15 protein-coding genes are annotated in these 14,884 nt (G+C 62.9%); 8 read left to right on the forward strand and 7 right to left on the reverse strand.

Going from position 1 to position 14,884, the window contains the following annotated elements; genetic code table 11:
* The first annotated feature begins 38 nt into the window (after window positions 1–38).
* Complete coding sequence (nuoM, locus tag ACIPZH_RS02460) at window positions 39–1,571, forward strand: NADH-quinone oxidoreductase subunit M (RefSeq protein WP_046787247.1); 1,533 nt, start codon at window positions 39–41, stop codon at window positions 1,569–1,571.
* 7 nt (window positions 1,572–1,578) lie between these two features.
* Window positions 1,579–3,048 carry an NADH-quinone oxidoreductase subunit NuoN gene (gene nuoN, locus ACIPZH_RS02465; RefSeq protein ID WP_400634939.1) on the forward strand — a complete coding sequence of 490 codons (1,470 nt, stop codon included), beginning with the start codon at window positions 1,579–1,581 and terminating at the stop codon, window positions 3,046–3,048.
* Between the two features lie 74 nt (window positions 3,049–3,122).
* Here nuoN and ACIPZH_RS02470 read toward each other — a convergent pair whose 3' ends face one another.
* Window positions 3,123–3,398: an ogr/Delta-like zinc finger family protein gene (locus ACIPZH_RS02470; protein ID WP_241803335.1), complete on the reverse strand. Its 276-nt coding sequence runs from the start codon at window positions 3,396–3,398 to the stop codon at window positions 3,123–3,125.
* A 201-nt stretch (window positions 3,399–3,599) separates the two neighbouring features.
* On the opposite strand from ACIPZH_RS02470, the gene ACIPZH_RS02475 reads away from it, so the two are divergent.
* Window positions 3,600–3,986 carry a helix-turn-helix domain-containing protein gene (locus ACIPZH_RS02475; RefSeq protein ID WP_400634941.1) on the forward strand — a complete coding sequence of 129 codons (387 nt, stop codon included), beginning with the start codon at window positions 3,600–3,602 and terminating at the stop codon, window positions 3,984–3,986.
* Here ACIPZH_RS02475 and ACIPZH_RS02480 read toward each other — a convergent pair.
* Complete coding sequence (locus ACIPZH_RS02480; protein WP_400625697.1) at window positions 3,983–4,345, reverse strand: hypothetical protein; 363 nt, start codon at window positions 4,343–4,345, stop codon at window positions 3,983–3,985. The genes ACIPZH_RS02475 and ACIPZH_RS02480 overlap by 4 nt on opposite strands.
* Window positions 4,346–4,352: 7 nt before the next feature.
* Window positions 4,353–4,601 carry a response regulator transcription factor gene (locus tag ACIPZH_RS02485; protein WP_241803332.1) on the reverse strand — a complete coding sequence of 83 codons (249 nt, stop codon included), beginning with the start codon at window positions 4,599–4,601 and terminating at the stop codon, window positions 4,353–4,355.
* A 229-nt stretch (window positions 4,602–4,830) separates the two neighbouring features.
* Between ACIPZH_RS02485 and ACIPZH_RS02490 the strand changes: the two genes are divergently transcribed.
* Window positions 4,831–6,897, forward strand: a complete 2,067-nt coding sequence (locus ACIPZH_RS02490; RefSeq protein WP_400625699.1) for a TonB-dependent receptor family protein — start codon at window positions 4,831–4,833, stop codon at window positions 6,895–6,897.
* Between the two features lie 27 nt (window positions 6,898–6,924).
* On the opposite strand, the gene ACIPZH_RS02495 is transcribed toward ACIPZH_RS02490, so the two are convergent.
* On the reverse strand, window positions 6,925–7,989 hold the full coding sequence (locus tag ACIPZH_RS02495; RefSeq protein WP_241803330.1) for an AI-2E family transporter: 1,065 nt from the start codon (window positions 7,987–7,989) through the stop codon (window positions 6,925–6,927).
* A gap of 130 nt (window positions 7,990–8,119) precedes the next feature.
* Here ACIPZH_RS02495 and yegQ point away from each other — a divergent pair, with 130 nt between their 5' ends.
* The 4 genes from yegQ to ACIPZH_RS02515 all read left to right on the forward strand — a co-directional run bounded on the left by yegQ (window position 8,120) and on the right by ACIPZH_RS02515 (window position 11,536).
* Window positions 8,120–9,481 (forward strand): tRNA 5-hydroxyuridine modification protein YegQ, encoded by a 1,362-nt coding sequence (gene yegQ, locus ACIPZH_RS02500; RefSeq protein ID WP_241803329.1) that lies wholly within the window; start codon window positions 8,120–8,122, stop codon window positions 9,479–9,481.
* Window positions 9,482–9,596: 115 nt separating this feature from the next.
* Window positions 9,597–10,025 carry a DUF411 domain-containing protein gene (locus tag ACIPZH_RS02505; RefSeq protein WP_400625705.1) on the forward strand — a complete coding sequence of 143 codons (429 nt, stop codon included), beginning with the start codon at window positions 9,597–9,599 and terminating at the stop codon, window positions 10,023–10,025.
* Complete coding sequence (locus ACIPZH_RS02510; RefSeq protein ID WP_400634944.1) at window positions 10,025–10,462, forward strand: YqaA family protein; 438 nt, start codon at window positions 10,025–10,027, stop codon at window positions 10,460–10,462. The genes ACIPZH_RS02505 and ACIPZH_RS02510 overlap by 1 nt, the downstream gene beginning before the upstream one ends.
* A gap of 75 nt (window positions 10,463–10,537) precedes the next feature.
* On the forward strand, window positions 10,538–11,536 hold the full coding sequence (locus tag ACIPZH_RS02515; protein WP_400634946.1) for an alpha/beta fold hydrolase: 999 nt from the start codon (window positions 10,538–10,540) through the stop codon (window positions 11,534–11,536).
* Between the two features lie 50 nt (window positions 11,537–11,586).
* On the opposite strand, the gene ACIPZH_RS02520 is transcribed toward ACIPZH_RS02515, so the two are convergent.
* From ACIPZH_RS02520 to ACIPZH_RS02530, 3 genes are all read right to left on the reverse strand, one after another.
* Window positions 11,587–12,687: an extracellular solute-binding protein gene (locus tag ACIPZH_RS02520; protein WP_400634948.1), complete on the reverse strand. Its 1,101-nt coding sequence runs from the start codon at window positions 12,685–12,687 to the stop codon at window positions 11,587–11,589.
* Window positions 12,687–13,796 carry an agmatine deiminase gene (gene aguA, locus ACIPZH_RS02525; protein WP_400634950.1) on the reverse strand — a complete coding sequence of 370 codons (1,110 nt, stop codon included), beginning with the start codon at window positions 13,794–13,796 and terminating at the stop codon, window positions 12,687–12,689. The genes ACIPZH_RS02520 and aguA overlap by 1 nt, the downstream gene beginning before the upstream one ends.
* Window positions 13,797–13,889: 93 nt before the next feature.
* A complete protein-coding gene (locus ACIPZH_RS02530; RefSeq protein ID WP_400634952.1) occupies window positions 13,890–14,777 on the reverse strand; it encodes a LysR substrate-binding domain-containing protein in 888 nt (295 codons plus the stop codon).
* Window positions 14,778–14,884: the final 107 nt, after the last annotated feature.

Below are 14,884 nucleotides of genomic sequence, written 5' to 3' on the forward strand. Positions count from 1 at the left end.
ATGAATCTTGCGACTTTGCCAAAGGAAACCAACCCGTCATGATTTTGCCTTGGCTGATCCTGATCCCTTTCATCGGCGGCTTCCTGTGCTGGCTGGGTGAGCGCTTCGGCTCCACCCTGCCGCGCTGGATCGCGCTGCTGACCATGTCCCTGCTGCTCGGCATCGGCCTGTGGCTGTGGGGCACCGGCGACTACACCCTGGCGCCTGCACCGGGCGCCGAACCTGCCTGGGCACTCGAATACAAGGTCGAGTGGATCAAGCGCTTCGGCATCAGCATCCACCTGGCCCTCGATGGCCTGTCGCTGCTGATGATCCTGCTCACCGGCCTGCTCGGTGTGCTCTCGGTACTGTGCTCCTGGAAAGAGATCCAGCGCCACGTCGGCTTCTTCCACCTCAACCTGATGTGGATCCTCGGCGGCGTGGTCGGTGTGTTCCTGGCACTGGACCTGTTCCTGTTCTTCTTCTTCTGGGAAATGATGCTGGTGCCGATGTATTTCCTCATCGCGCTCTGGGGTCACAGCTCGGCAGACGGCAAGAAGACGCGGATCTACGCCGCCACCAAGTTCTTCATCTTCACCCAGGCCAGCGGCCTGATCATGCTGGTGGCGATCCTTGGCCTGGTGCTTGTCAACTACAACACCACCGGCGTGCTGACCTTCAACTACAGCGACTTGCTCAAGGCCGAACTGCCGGCGGGCGTCGAGTACCTGCTGATGTTGGGCTTCTTCATCGCCTTCGCGGTAAAGCTGCCGGTGGTGCCGTTCCACTCCTGGCTGCCTGATGCACACGCCCAGGCACCGACCGCAGGCTCCGTGGACCTGGCGGGCATCTTGCTGAAGACAGCCGCCTACGGCCTGCTGCGCTTCGCCCTGCCGCTGTTCCCCAACGCTTCGGCCGAGTTTGCACCGATCGCCATGACCCTGGGCCTGATTGGCATCTTCTACGGTGCCTTCCTGGCCTTCGCGCAAACCGACATCAAGCGCCTGATCGCCTTCTCCAGCGTTTCGCACATGGGCTTCGTGCTGATCGGTATCTACTCCGGCAGCCAGCAGGCCCTGCAAGGCGCGGTGATCCAGATGCTGGCCCACGGCCTGTCGGCTGCCGCGCTGTTCATCCTGTCCGGCCAGCTGTACGAGCGCCTGCATACCCGTGACATGCGCCAGATGGGTGGCCTGTGGCACCGCATCGCCTACCTGCCCGCCATCAGCCTGTTCTTCGCCGCTGCATCGCTGGGCCTGCCAGGCACCGGCAACTTCGTTGGCGAGTTCCTGATCCTGATCGGCAGCTTCGCCAGCGTGCCGTGGATCACCGTGATCGCCACCACCGGCCTGGTCTTCGGCTCGGTCTACTCGCTGATCATGATCCACCGTGCCTACTTCGGCCCAAGCAAGAGCGACACCGTGCTGGCCGGCATGGACGGCCGCGAGCTGATCATGGTGCTGGGCCTGGCGGTGCTGCTGATCGTGCTTGGTGTGTACCCGCAGCCGTTCCTCGACACTTCTGCCGCCACCATGAGCGGTGTGCAGCAGTGGCTTGGCTCCGCTTTCACTCAACTCGCTTCGGCCCGGTAAGAGCGCTATGGAATTCACCACTCAACACTTCATCGCATTGGCGCCGATGCTGATCACCACCATCACCACGGTGGTGGTGATGCTGGCGATCGCCTGGAAGCGCAACCACTCGCAGACCTTCCTGCTGTCCACCGTGGGCCTGAACCTGGCCCTGCTGTCGATCCTGCCGGCGCTGAAGGTCGCGCCGCTGGCCGTGACCTCGCTGGTCACCATCGACAAGTTCGCCTGCCTGTACATGGCGATCGTTCTGGTGGCCACGCTGGCCTGCGTCACACTGGCTCACGCCTATCTGGGTGAAGGCGCCAAGGGTTTCCCGGGCAACCGTGAAGAACTCTACCTGCTGCTGCTGATGTCGGCACTCGGTGGCCTGGTGCTGGTCAGCGCCAACCACCTGGCCGGCCTGTTCATCGGCCTGGAGCTGCTGTCGGTGCCGGTCTACGGCCTGGTGGCGTATGCCTTCTTCAACAAGCGTTCGCTGGAAGCCGGTATCAAGTACATGGTGCTGTCGGCCGCAGGCTCGGCCTTCCTGCTGTTCGGCATGGCCCTGCTGTATGCCGATGCCGGCAGCCTGAGCTTCGACCAGATCGGCAAAGCCCTGGCCGCCACCAGCACGCCAAGCCTGCTGGCGCAACTGGGCCTGGGCATGATGCTGGTCGGCCTGGCCTTCAAGCTGTCGCTGGTACCCTTCCACCTGTGGACCCCGGACGTGTACGAAGGCGCCCCGGCGCCGGTCGCCGCGTTCCTGGCTACCGCGAGCAAGGTCGCGGTGTTCGCCGTGGTGGTACGCCTGTTCATGCTCTCCCCTGCTGCCAGCAGCGGCGTGCTGAGCACCGTGCTGGCGGTGATTGCGGTCGCCTCGATCCTGGTCGGTAACCTGCTGGCGCTGACCCAGAGCAACCTCAAGCGTCTGCTCGGTTACTCGTCCATCGCCCACTTCGGCTACCTGCTCATCGCCCTGATCGCCAGCAAGGGCCTGGCCATGGAAGCGATGGGCGTGTACCTGGTCACCTACGTGATCACCAGCCTGGGTGCCTTCGGTGTCATCACCCTGATGTCCTCGCCTTACGGCGGCCGTGATGCCGATGCGCTGTACGAGTACCGCGGCCTGTTCTGGCGCCGCCCGTACCTGACCGCAGTGCTGACCGTGATGATGCTGTCGCTGGCCGGTATCCCGCTGACCGCGGGCTTCATCGGCAAGTTCTACATCATCGCCACTGGCGTCGAGTCGCACCTGTGGTGGCTGGTCGGTGCCCTGGTGGTCGGTAGCGCCATCGGCGTTTACTACTACCTGCGCGTGATGGTCACCCTGTACCTGGTCGAGCCGAACCTGCGCCGCCACGATGCGCCGCTGAAGTGGGAACAGCGCACTGGCGGCGTCATGCTGCTGGCGATCGCCATTCTCGCCTTCGTCCTGGGCGTATACCCGCAGCCATTGCTGGACATGGTCCAGCAGGCTGGCCTGCAACTGATCGGCTGATCAACCCGGCAATACCAAACACCCCGCTTATGCGGGGTGTTTTTTTATCTGCGCTGCATGCCGTGCCGGCTACGCTAACCTTCCGTTTGCCTGCCTGGCGCAACATCTTCACTGCGGCGCAGTGCCGTCCTGCGTACATCACTGCTGGCCGATGGCAAGTACACATCCGGATTAGGCATCCCACTGGGTGACAGTTCATGGGTCATTTCGAACTCGGCCCTCACCGACCAGCCACAGGCCTCTGTGGTGCATTGCAAATAGGCCACTCTGAGGAAAATGTGGCGCCCTTCGCTGGTGCGTATGCGCATCCGGCTATGGCAATGGGGGCAGACCAGCTTGTAAGTACTCACGGTAGATACCTGTAAAGGCCGAGCGATGGCATAGGCTGTAAGGTTGATCGTCCATTTGTGTCAGTATTGCCTACGGTATAAGAAGGGATTTTCATCAAACTGCTGTTCATGCCGATAATGTTCCTCATTTTGCAGGGTTATTATTCATAACGAGTAGTTTAAGCCTAGGGAATGTCATTAAACCAGCTATGGATATCTGTTATGAGTAGCCGCTTTTTCGCCTCGGTGCTGACTCGCCTCAAGCAAATTACCCAGTCCGAAAGCGACGCCCAACTGGCCAGAGCGCTGGGTGTAAGCCCGCAGACGCTGAGCAGTTGGAAGGTACGGGACAGCATCCCATACTCATTATGCGTAGATATTGCCCGGCAGCACGCGTGCTCGCTGGACTGGCTGTTGATGGGTGAGCGCGGGCGTACCTTGCACACCGCGGAAGGCTGGGAAGATGACATGCTCGAACGCTTGCGCAGCCTGTCACGCACCGACCGCGAGGCCACGCTGCTGTACATCAAGGACAAGCAGCGCATCCAGGCGTTGGAGAAGAAACTGGATGCACTCGCCTACCGTCTGCCGAATACCTCCGAGGGTTAACCGCGACGGCGCCAACGCTGGACGATTTCTCGAAGGTCCACCGATTCGAGCCATACCATGACCTTGAGGCTGATCGGCACCACCACGACCGCCGCCACGAAAGCAGCCATGCCGCGGGAAAGCATGGGGGCCAAGCCTTGCAACAGCGGTTCGAACAGGTAACCCACGCCAACGCTGAGCAGGGCCAGCAAGGCTTGCTTGCCCATCGTAAGCCGCTTGCGCGAAACGATGACCAGCCGATCCCGCACCGCGCTGACCAGCAAAGCGCCCAACACTGCACCGAAAAGCACCCGCCCATCGCGCTCGAGCCACGGTACGACGCTGGACAAAGCGCCTTCAATCAATGCGACTTCATTCATGAGTGCCTCACTGCTCTGCGAGCATGCCGTAGCGAATGGCCTTGATCACGGCGGCGACGCGAGTGGTTACATCGAATTTGCGCAGGATATTGCCCACATGGAAATTCACCGTCGATTCCTGGCACTGCAGGATCTGACCGATTTCCCACGAACTCTTGCCATAGGCACACCACAGCAATACCTGCTGCTCTCGCGGGGTCAGGCGAATAGGCGTATCCACTTGGCTACCTTCGCTCTGTCGCGTATTGGCTTTCATCACCGAACTCCAAACAATCATGGCCAGTTCACGTCAGCTATGGGACTGACGCGGTAGGACTCCACCATACGAATCGCAAAACACCCGTGCCATTCATACGCTTTGTAAACCGCCGTCCTACACACTCGTCCTCAATGGCTGCTTTCAATTAACTGAAACTCTCCGTGCTCTGCGCGGCGTTTCGCTCGTCACAACGCCGTTGCCTACCCTTTTCACCTGGAGTTGTACGATGCGCCCCGTGTTGCCCCCCTCGCCCTGCATTGGCCTTGCGGCCCTTTTCGCTGTCGCCCAGCACGTGTCTGCCGCACCTGCGGTCGAGCTGGGTGAGGTGCTGATCAGTGACGAAGCACACAGCGAACTGGAAGACGCCCGCGAGCGTCTGCAGGCAGTGCCTGGCGCCAGCAACCTGGTGGACATGCAGCGCGTGGGGCAAGGACGGGTGGCCAGCAACCAGGACGTGCTGGCCTACCAGCCGGGGGTGTTCGCCCAGTCGGCCGGTAACGATGGCATCAAGCTGTCCATCCGCGGCTCAGGCATCAACCGTGCACCCGGGGCACACGGTTCAGGGGTGTACACGCTGTTCGACGGCCTGCCGCTGACTGGCCCGGGCGGTACCCCTTACGAGCTGTTCGAGCCGCTGTGGCTGAGCCGCGCCGACGTGTTGCGAGGGGCGAACGGCTTCGATCAGGGCGCGCTGGCGCTGGGCGGCGCAATCAACTACGTAACGCATACCGGCTACGATGCCGCACCGTTGCAGGTGCGCTACGAGGCCGGCAGCCGTGGCTATCAGCACAGGCACATCAGCTCTGGTCAGGTTTTGGGCAACCTCGACTATTACGTAGCACTCACCGACTCGGAATACGACGGCTACCAGGCGCACAGCAGCGGCAGTGCCAAAGGCATCGCAGCCAACGTTGGTTATCGGTTCAACCCCAACCTGGAGACGCGCTTCTACCTGCGCTACCGGGAAACCGAGAACGACCTGGCCGGGCGCCTGACCAAGGACCAGATCAAGCACCACCCTCGTGCCGCCAACGCCGCCTACCTGGCGCGTGACGACAGCCGGCCGCAACCGGGCAGCACCTGGGTGGCCAACAAGACCACCTTCTACCTCGAGGACGATGCCCGTGTGGAGGCCGGGCTGGTGTACCACGACTTCCCCATGGACCTGCGTGAAGGCCCGATGCGCCTGAAGGTCGCCTATACCGATGTCAGCGGCACGCTGAACTACATACGCCGCGACACCCTGCTGGGCCACCAGAGCAACACCACCGTGGGCTGGCGAACCACCAAGCACCTACCCAACAGCGGCGCATCGCAGTTCGCCCGCAGCACGGGCGACAACTTCGGCGCACGCAGCCGCGATTTCAGCTACCAGGGGTCGGATACCGTCCTGCACGTCGGCAACGATCTGGAGCTGATCCCTGACCTGTGGCTGACCACTGGCCTGGCGATGATCTACACACGCCGTGAAAGTGCGGTCACCTATCCGCAGGATGGCGGCAAGGTGAGCCAACATGACTGGGACTATGCACCGCGCTTGGGCCTGCGCTATGACATCGACCCGCAGTTGCAGGTGTACGGCAACCTGAGCCGGTCCGTGGAGCCACCCCACCCATGGTCACTGATCTGGAGCTCCACGGTCGCCACGCAGCCGATCGAACTGCAAAACCAGACCGCCACCACGCTGGAGCTGGGCGCGCGCGGCGATTCGGCGCTGGGCCGCTGGGACCTGGCCTGGTACTACTCGCAAGTGCGCCATGAACTGTTGGCCGTCGAAATCGAGGCGGGGCTCCCGGCCAAGGAGGTCAATGCCAGCGCCACGGTGCACCAAGGCGTGGAGGCCGGCCTGGACAGCACCCTCTGGGAGCACCCTGGCACGGGTAAGCTCAGTTTGCGCCAGGCCTACACGTTCAGCGATTTCCACTACCGGGACGACGATACCTTCGGCGACAACCGCCTGCCTGGGATTCCCATGCATTACTACCAGGCCGAACTGCGCTACGACTGGCCAAGCGGCTTCTATGCCGGGGTCAACACGCAGATGGCGTCCAAGGTGCAAGTCGATTACGCCAACAGTTACCACGCCGATGCCTATGCACTGCTCGGTGCGCGGCTGGGCTGGGACTCGCCGAAACAGGACTGGCAGACCTGGCTTGACCTGCGCAACCTGACCAACGAACGCTATGCGGCGACAGTCACGCCGGGGTACGACGATGCCGGGCAGGACATTGCCCGGTCGACGCCAGGGGAAGGGTTTGGCGTCTATGCCGGGGTTTCATACAGTTTCCGTTGAGGCCGGCATGGGCTGCGCGGCAGCCCCCTATTGAGGCAACTGCACCTGCGGTTTGGTCGCAGCGAAAATCCCCCAACTGGAAATGAAGAGCGCCGCGATCAGCGGCCCGATCACGAACCCGTTGAGGCCGAATACGGCCAGCCCACCCAAGGTGGACACCAGAATCAGGTAGTCGGGCATCCGCGTATCCTTGCCCACCAGGATCGGCCGCAACAGGTTGTCCACCAGGCCAATCACCAGCACGCCGAAGGCGGTGAGGATCACCCCCTGCAAGATCGCCCCGGTCAGCAGGAAGTACGCCGCCACCGGTGCCCAGATGATCCCCGCGCCCACTGCCGGCAGCAGTGACAGAAACGCCATCAGCACCGCCCAGACCAGTGCGCTCGGTATATCCAGTACCCAGAAGATGAAACCGCCCAGGGCGCCCTGGGTGATCGCCACCAGCACATTGCCCTTGACCGTGGCGCGCACCACACGGTTGAACTTCAACTGCAGGCGGCGCTTCTGGTGCTCTGGCAGCGGTACGGCCAGGCGTACCCGCCGCGCCACCTCTGCGCCCTCACGCAGAAAGAAGAACAGCAGGTAGAGCATGATGCCGAAGCTGATCAGAAACTCGAAGGTACCCTGGCCAAAACTGAAGGCCTGAGTGGCCAGTATCTCGCTGCCCTGGGTGGCCCATTTGGTGATTTTGTCGCGCAACCCTTCCAGGTTGCCCATGCCCATGCTGTCCAGGCTGTGCTGCAAGAAAGGCGGCAGCATGTTCATGCCGCGCTCGACATAGCCGGCGATATCCAGTTCCCCGCTCTCGATACGCTGGTAAAGGGTAGCGCCCTCCTGCACCAGCAAGGCACTGGTGATGATCACTGGCAAGATGGCTACCAACAGGCAAATCAGCAAGGTGGTCACCGCCGTCAGGTTACGTCGCCTGCCGAAGCGGATCAGCAGGTTCCGCTGCAGTGGCGCGAACAGGATGCCGAGGATCACCGCCCAGAAGATGGCGCCATAGTACGGCAGCAGGATCCAGCCGAAGGCAATGGTCACCAGCGCCAGCAATACTGCCAGGGCCTTGTTCTGCAAAGCGGTTTGGTTCATGGCGGTTCCTCGTGAGTGCTGGACGTTAGTGCACACTACCCGGGCAAAAGTGCCACCCCGGTGTTGATTCAAATCAATTCATCCGCCGCATGCGGGCCTTACCATCCGTGCCTTTTGTCCCGGTACACATATGAACGCTCCTGCCAAGCCTGAATTGCTGGCCCCTGCCGGCACCCTCAAGACCATGCGCTATGCATTCGCCTATGGCGCCGACGCGGTCTACGCCGGCCAGCCACGCTACAGCCTGCGGGTGCGCAACAACGAATTCGACCATGCCAACCTGGCGCTGGGCATCCAGGAGGCTCATGCACGGGGCAAGCGCTTTTACGTGGTGGTCAACATCGCGCCGCACAACGCCAAGCTCAAGACCTTTCTCAAGGACCTGGCGCCCGTGATCGACATGGCGCCCGATGCACTGATCATGTCCGATCCCGGCCTGATCATGTTGGTGCGCCAGCACTTCCCGCAGATGGCTGTACACCTCTCAGTACAGGCCAATACGGTCAACTGGGCCAGCGTGCAGTTCTGGCAACGTCTGGGCTTGAGCCGGGTGATCCTGTCGCGGGAACTGTCACTCGAAGAAATCGGCGAAATCCGCCAGCACGTGCCGGACATGGAACTGGAAGTGTTTGTCCACGGCGCCCTGTGCATGGCCTACTCTGGCCGCTGCCTGCTGTCGGGCTACCTCAACAAGCGCGATGCCAACCAGGGCACATGCACCAACGCCTGCCGCTGGAAGTACAACGCCACCCCAGCTACTGAAAACGCGGCCGGCGACATCGTGCGCGAGGTCGAGCCGACATTGGGCCTGGGCGCACCGACCGATCAGGTGTTCCTGCTGCACGAAAGCAACCGCCCCGGCACCGAGATGCCCGCCTTCGAAGATGAACATGGCACGTACATCATGAATGCCAAGGACCTGCGCGCCATCCAGCACGTCGAGCGGCTGGCGGCCATGGGCGTGCACTCCCTGAAGATCGAAGGCCGCACCAAGTCGCACTTCTACTGCGCCCGTACCGTGCAGTCGTACCGCCAGGCCATAGACGATGCCGCCGCCGGGCGCCCGTTCGACAGGGCCCTGATGGATAACCTCGAATCCCTGGCCCAACGGGGTTACACCGAAGGTTTCCTGCGTCGCCATGTGCACGACGAATACCAGAACTACCAGCGGGGCAATTCGCTGTCCGAGCGTCAGCAGTTCGTCGGCGAACTGACCGGTGCCCGGGTGGACGGCCGTGCCGAAGTCAAGGTGAAGAACCGCTTCGCAGTAGGCGATCACCTGGAGCTGATGACCCCGCGCGGCAATTATCATTTCGACCTGCACAACCTGTACGGCCGCCAGCAGCAGGCCATCGACGTGGCGCCCGGGGACGGCCATGTGGTCTACCTGCCGATCCCGGAGCAGGTAGCGCTGGAATACGGCTTGCTGATGCGCGACCTGTGCCAGGACGAACTGGCTGACAAAAATGTAATGTCCGGTTCAGCCAGCTGACAGCTGCGGGTGAGGATCATGCCAGCGCACATCGCGCCTGAAAGCCGCCTGCGCTATTCTGCAGCTCATTTGCATGGCGGGCGGGCGCCTGCCTGACCACAGGAGTCGTTTGACCATGCTGCATAAACACCTGATCGCGCTCGGCCTGCTGGCCATCACCGGGCTGGCCCAGGCTGGCGAAACCATCGACGTCTACCGCGACCCCAACTGCGGTTGCTGCAAGGCCTGGATCAGCCACCTCCGTGACAACGGCTTTACCGTCAACGACCATGTCGAGCCGAACATGAGTGCCGTGAAGCAGCGGCTGGGCGTGGCGCCGCGGCTGGCTTCGTGCCACACCGGGGTGATCGACGGCAAGTTCGTCGAAGGCCATGTCCCGGCCGAGCAGGTGCGCCTGCTGGCCAAGCGCAACGACCTCATAGGCCTGGCCGTGCCCGGCATGCCGGTGGGCTCGCCAGGCATGGAAATGGGGGATCGCAAGGACGCCTATCAGGTCATCGGGGTAACCCGCGATGGCCAGGACAGCGTTGTCGCCAACTACTGATGCTGAGCCTCTGGGCGCTGTTTCTCAGCGCTTTTGGCGCCGCCACCCTGCTGCCGCTGCAGTCGGAGGCGGTGCTGGTGGGCCTGCTGCTGCGCCAACCTGGCGCCTGGCTGACCCTGTTGCTGGTCGCCACCCTGGGCAACGTGCTGGGCTCGGTGGTCAACTGGCTGCTGGGGCGGGCCATCGAACACCTGCGCGACAAGCGCTGGTTCCCGTTCAGCGCCCGCCAGCTGGAACGTGCCCAGCAGCGCTATCAGCGCTGGGGGCAATGGTCATTGCTGCTGAGCTGGATGCCGGTGATCGGCGACCCGTTGACGCTGATTGCCGGGATCATGCGTGAGCCGTTCTGGCGTTTCCTACTCCTGGTAACCCTGGCCAAGGGCGGGCGTTACCTGGTCGTAGCGGTGATTACCCTAGGTTGGTTTCATGCCTGGTAACACCTTTAACGTTTAAGGTGCCTTTACGGCTGTTACAGTCGCCAATTCCTACATGGTCCTACACGGAGTGCCCCCATGCTACGCGCAACCGCCCTGGCCCTGGCCTGCCTCATCGGCGCCCCTGCCATCGCCGCCGAATCCCCCACTTACGGCAAGCAGCTCGAAGGCTTCAGCTACCCCCACCCCCTCAAGCATTTCGACTTCCAGTCCCAGGGGCAGAGCCTGCAGATGGGCTACATGGACGTGCCTGCCAAAGGCCAGGCCAACGGCCGCAGCGTGGTGCTGATGCATGGCAAGAATTTCTGCGCCGCCACCTGGGAAACCACCATCGATGCCTTGAGCCAGGCGGGTTACCGGGTCATCGCGCCCGACCAGGTCGGCTTCTGCACTTCAAGCAAGCCAGGCTATTACCAATACAGCTTCCAGCAGCTGGCCAGCAACACCCATGCCCTGCTGGAGCAACTGGGCGTCAAGCAAGCGATCATCCTCGGCCATTCCACCGGCGGCATGCTCGCCACCCGTTACGCGTTGATGTACCCGCAACAGGTCGAGCGCCTGGCCATGGTCAACCCGATCGGCCTGGAAGACTGGAAAGCCCTCGGCGTGCCCTACCGCACGGTGGACCAGTGGTATGCCCGCGAGCTCAAGCTCGATGCCGACGGCGTGCGTGAATACGAGCGCAAGACTTATTACGCAGGGCGCTGGAAACCTGAGTACGAGCGTTGGGTGCAGATGCTGGCGGGGCTGAACAAGGGCCCTGGGCATGAAGCCGTGGCGTGGAACTCGGCGCTGATCTACGACATGATCTTCACCCAACCGGTGTACCACGAGTTCAAAGACTTGAAGATGCCGACCCTGCTGCTGATCGGCGACCAGGACACCACGGCCATTGGCAGCGACATCGCACCGCCCGAGGTCAAGGCGCGGCTGGGCAAGTACAAAGAGCTGGGGCCGCACGTGGCCAAGCTGATTCCCCAAGGCGAGCTGGTGACCTTCGAGGGCATGGGGCACGCACCGCAGATCGAGGAGCCACGGCGCTTCAACACCACCCTGATCGACTGGCTTGGGCGCTGAAGCGTTAGCAGGGGCGCTATGCGCCCCTGTGGGCCGGCGAGCGGTGCCGGTCAACCCCTGCCACTTTTCAGCCGGCTGAACGCTCGCGTCAGTTCACGGTTGAACGCCTTGCCGTTGTCGTTCTTGCCATACAACCGTGCCCTCACCTGCGCCGGCGGATAAGTGCCAGGCGCGTTGCGGATCTGCGGGTCCACCAACCCGTCCGCCGCCGTGATCGCGTTGGCGTAATGGATGGTATCGGTAATCGGCGCAATCACCTCCGGCCGCATCAGGTAGTCCAGCAGCTTCCAGGCTGCCTGGGGATGCGGGGCATCCTTGGGCACCACCAATGCATCCAGCCAGATCAGCGTGCCCTCCTGCGGGATGCTGTACGCCAGGTTGAACGCCTTGCCCGCCTGCTGCGCCTGGGCCTGGGCGATCGCCACGTTGCCGTTCCACGACATCGCCACGCAGGTTTCGCCGTTGGCCAGGTCATTGATATTGCGGTCGTTGTCGAAGTAGCGGATATACGGCCGAATCTTGCGCAGTTGCAGTTCTGCAGCTTTCAGGTCCTCCAGGCGCTGCTGATTGATGTCCAGGCCCATGTAGCGCATCACCGCGGCGAACACCTCGTTGGGGTCGTTGAGCAGGCTGACCCCACAGTCGGCGAATTTGGCCACCACTTGCGGGTCGAACAGCATCGCCCAGCTGCCTACCGGCGCCTCGGCCATGCGCGCCGTCACAGCCTGCTGCTGGTAACCGACGCCGGTGGTACCCCAGGCGTAGGTCCCGGCATACCGGTTGCCAGGGTCGTACATCGCCATGTGCTGGCGAAACTCCTCACCGATACCTGCCAGGTGCGGTAGCTGCGCCTTGTCCAAAGGCTGCAGCGCACCGCTGGCTATCGCCCGGCTCAGGTGCTGGCCGGCACTGAGCACCACGTCGTAGCCACTGCCGCCGGTGAGCAACTTGGTCTCTGCGGTTTCCAGCGAGTCGAAGTGGTCGGCAACCACACGGATGCCGGTTTCTTTCTCGAAGTTGGTCAGCGTGTCCGGGGCAAGGTATTCGCCCCAGATATACAGGTTAACGGTTGGCTGCTCTGCGTCGGCCGCCTGGGCCGCCGACACCGCGCAGCCCAGCGTGAGCGCAGCCGCCAGCAGGGTTGGTTTCATCAGCGACGGCCTCCGGCATATTGCGGCATGCTGATGCAGGCGACATTGCCGCCACCTAGCAGGATTTCCCGCGAGTTCTCGATGCCAATGATGCGGTGGCCAGGGAACAGCTCGGCCAGGGTGGCCTGGGCAACACTGTCATTGCGGTCACCGAACAGCGGCACGACGATGGCCGTGTTGCCGGCGTAGTAGTTGATGTACGACGCACAAATCCGCGTGCCGGCCTCCCGCACGTGAGTGCCTTCGACCTGGTCCAGGCCGGCTGCTTCCTCGGCCGTCCACTGCAGCACCTCGGGCTGGGGCAGCTTGTGAACCTTCAACTCCCGCCCGCGGGCATCGCGGGTACTGCGCAGTATGTCGTACGCCTCCTGGTAGATCTCCCACTGCGGGTCGTCCCGGTTGTCGGTCCACTGCAGCACCACTTCACCCGGCCGCACGAAACACGCCAGGTCGTCGACATGGCCATCGGTTTCGTCGAACTTGCAACCGCGCGGCAACCAGATCACCTGGTCGGCGCCCAGGTAGTCCTCAAGCCGGCGCGTGACCTCCTCCTTGCCCAGGTGGGCATTGCGGTTACGGTTGAGCAAGCACTGCTCAGTGGTCAGCAGGCTACCCTGGCCGTCGCTCTGAATTCCGCCGAGTTCGGCAATCAACGGCGCGCGATAGCGGTCCAAACCTTCGATTTCGAGCATTTTCTGGGCGATCTGGTCGTCCTTGTCCCACGGGTAATAAAGACCGCCGTCCAAGCCACCGTACGCATTGAATTCAAAGTCCACGCCGCGCACTTGGCCGCTGTTGTCGTTGACCACGAAGCACGCGCCGCTGTCTCGGAACCAGGTGTCGTTGCAGGTCATCTCCACCACCCGCACCTGCGCCGGCAGCAGGCGCCGCGCATTGGCGTACTGGGCAGCGGACGCGCAAACCGTGACCGGTTCACTGGACGCAATGGCGCTGACGATTTCGACCCAGACCTTCTGTGCCGGCTTGGCGCCATTGCGCCACACATCTGGCCGCTCGGGCCAACCGAGCCAGCAGCCTGCCTTGGGCTCGAATTCGCCAGGCAAGCGGAAACCATCGGCCTTGGGCGTGGTGGTGAGCGAACGTGCCATGGGTCAACCTCGTGTCGGTGAGTGATGACTGCACGCTACGCTGGCTGGCCTGACGCTTCCAACGATGAAAACTCAGCGATAGCTGAATTCAATTCAGCTATCGCCCAGCTGTTCGATGAACCATTCGATGAAGTGCGCCACTGCAGCCCGTTCCAGGCGCAAGCGCTCGCACACCAGTGCGTATTGCCCCTGCGCGGTGACGCTGGCACTGAAAGGCCGCACCAACCTGCCGCTCTGCAGGTCGGCCTGGCAGGTCAGGTTGTCCCCCATGGCCACGCCCTGCCCCAGCAGCGCCGCCTCCAGTGCCAGCGCCGCATGCGGGAAGTAGAGCTGGCGCGTGGGCAGGGCATCGTCGGCATGGGTAGCCAGCCAGGTGGTCCAGGTCCGGCCGTCCTGGTCGTCGTGCAACAGGCAATGGCGCACCAAGTCGCGTGGGCGTTTGAGGCCGCCCTGGTTGAACAGGCCAGGGCTGCACACCGGAAAGAACTGCAGCAGCGGCAAGGGCCTGACGAAGTGGGTACTGGCGTCGAGTGTGCTGGTGCCATAGGTGATGGCCAGGTCGACATCCAAGGCCGGGGCCCCTGCGGCGATCGGCTGCTCGAGCAGGTGCAGGGTGATGTGCGGGTAACGGCCGCTGAAGGCGGCGAGCCGCGCCACCAGCCATTTCTGTGCAAGCTCGGCAGTCACCGCCACCCGTAGCACCGCCTGCGATGCCGGGTCGCGCAGCTCGTCACAGGCCTTGCCGATCAGCTCGAAGGCCTGCTGCAGGTGATGCAACAGCCGCTCGGCCTCGGCGCTGGGCCGCACCTGGCGGCCAACGCGTTCGAACAAAGTGACCCCAAGCTGTTCCTCGAGCTGGCGGATCTGGTGGCTCACCGCACTGTCAGTCACACACAGTTCGGCGGCGGCGCGGCCGAAGTGGCCGTGGCGGGCAGCGCACTCGAAGGTACGCAGGGCAGTCAGGGAAGGCAGGCGGCGCATAGGTAGTCCTGGCAGGTGCGTGGGGCCTCTGTAGGGCCACCCGATCATAGCGCCAACGTGACTCGACTGGCGCGATGAAAATCAGCTGCTAAATTTTCATGAAAATA

It is taken from the genome of Pseudomonas sp. NPDC089758 (assembly GCF_044748705.1).
GTDB classification, from domain to species: domain Bacteria; phylum Pseudomonadota; class Gammaproteobacteria; order Pseudomonadales; family Pseudomonadaceae; genus Aquipseudomonas; species Aquipseudomonas putida_X.

Bases quoted from the DNA above. Each gene is read 5' to 3' on its own strand.
- ACIPZH_RS02510 (WP_400634944.1), top strand. From the start codon at position 10,025: ATGCTGAGCCTCTGGGCGCTGTTTCTCAGCGCTTTTGGCGCCGCCACC.
- ACIPZH_RS02490 (WP_400625699.1), top strand. From the start codon at position 4,831: ATGCGCCCCGTGTTGCCCCCCTCGCCCTGCATTGGCCTTGCGGCCCTT.
- ACIPZH_RS02475 (WP_400634941.1), top strand. From the start codon at position 3,600: ATGAGTAGCCGCTTTTTCGCCTCGGTGCTGACTCGCCTCAAGCAAATT.
- ACIPZH_RS02530 (WP_400634952.1), bottom strand. From the start codon at position 14,777: ATGCGCCGCCTGCCTTCCCTGACTGCCCTGCGTACCTTCGAGTGCGCT.
- nuoM (WP_046787247.1), top strand. From the start codon at position 39: ATGATTTTGCCTTGGCTGATCCTGATCCCTTTCATCGGCGGCTTCCTG.
- ACIPZH_RS02515 (WP_400634946.1), top strand. From the start codon at position 10,538: ATGCTACGCGCAACCGCCCTGGCCCTGGCCTGCCTCATCGGCGCCCCT.
- ACIPZH_RS02505 (WP_400625705.1), top strand. From the start codon at position 9,597: ATGCTGCATAAACACCTGATCGCGCTCGGCCTGCTGGCCATCACCGGG.
- nuoN (WP_400634939.1), top strand. From the start codon at position 1,579: ATGGAATTCACCACTCAACACTTCATCGCATTGGCGCCGATGCTGATC.
- ACIPZH_RS02485 (WP_241803332.1), bottom strand. From the start codon at position 4,601: ATGAAAGCCAATACGCGACAGAGCGAAGGTAGCCAAGTGGATACGCCT.
- yegQ (WP_241803329.1), top strand. From the start codon at position 8,120: ATGAACGCTCCTGCCAAGCCTGAATTGCTGGCCCCTGCCGGCACCCTC.
- ACIPZH_RS02495 (WP_241803330.1), bottom strand. From the start codon at position 7,989: ATGAACCAAACCGCTTTGCAGAACAAGGCCCTGGCAGTATTGCTGGCG.
- ACIPZH_RS02520 (WP_400634948.1), bottom strand. From the start codon at position 12,687: ATGAAACCAACCCTGCTGGCGGCTGCGCTCACGCTGGGCTGCGCGGTG.
- ACIPZH_RS02480 (WP_400625697.1), bottom strand. From the start codon at position 4,345: ATGAATGAAGTCGCATTGATTGAAGGCGCTTTGTCCAGCGTCGTACCG.
- aguA (WP_400634950.1), bottom strand. From the start codon at position 13,796: ATGGCACGTTCGCTCACCACCACGCCCAAGGCCGATGGTTTCCGCTTG.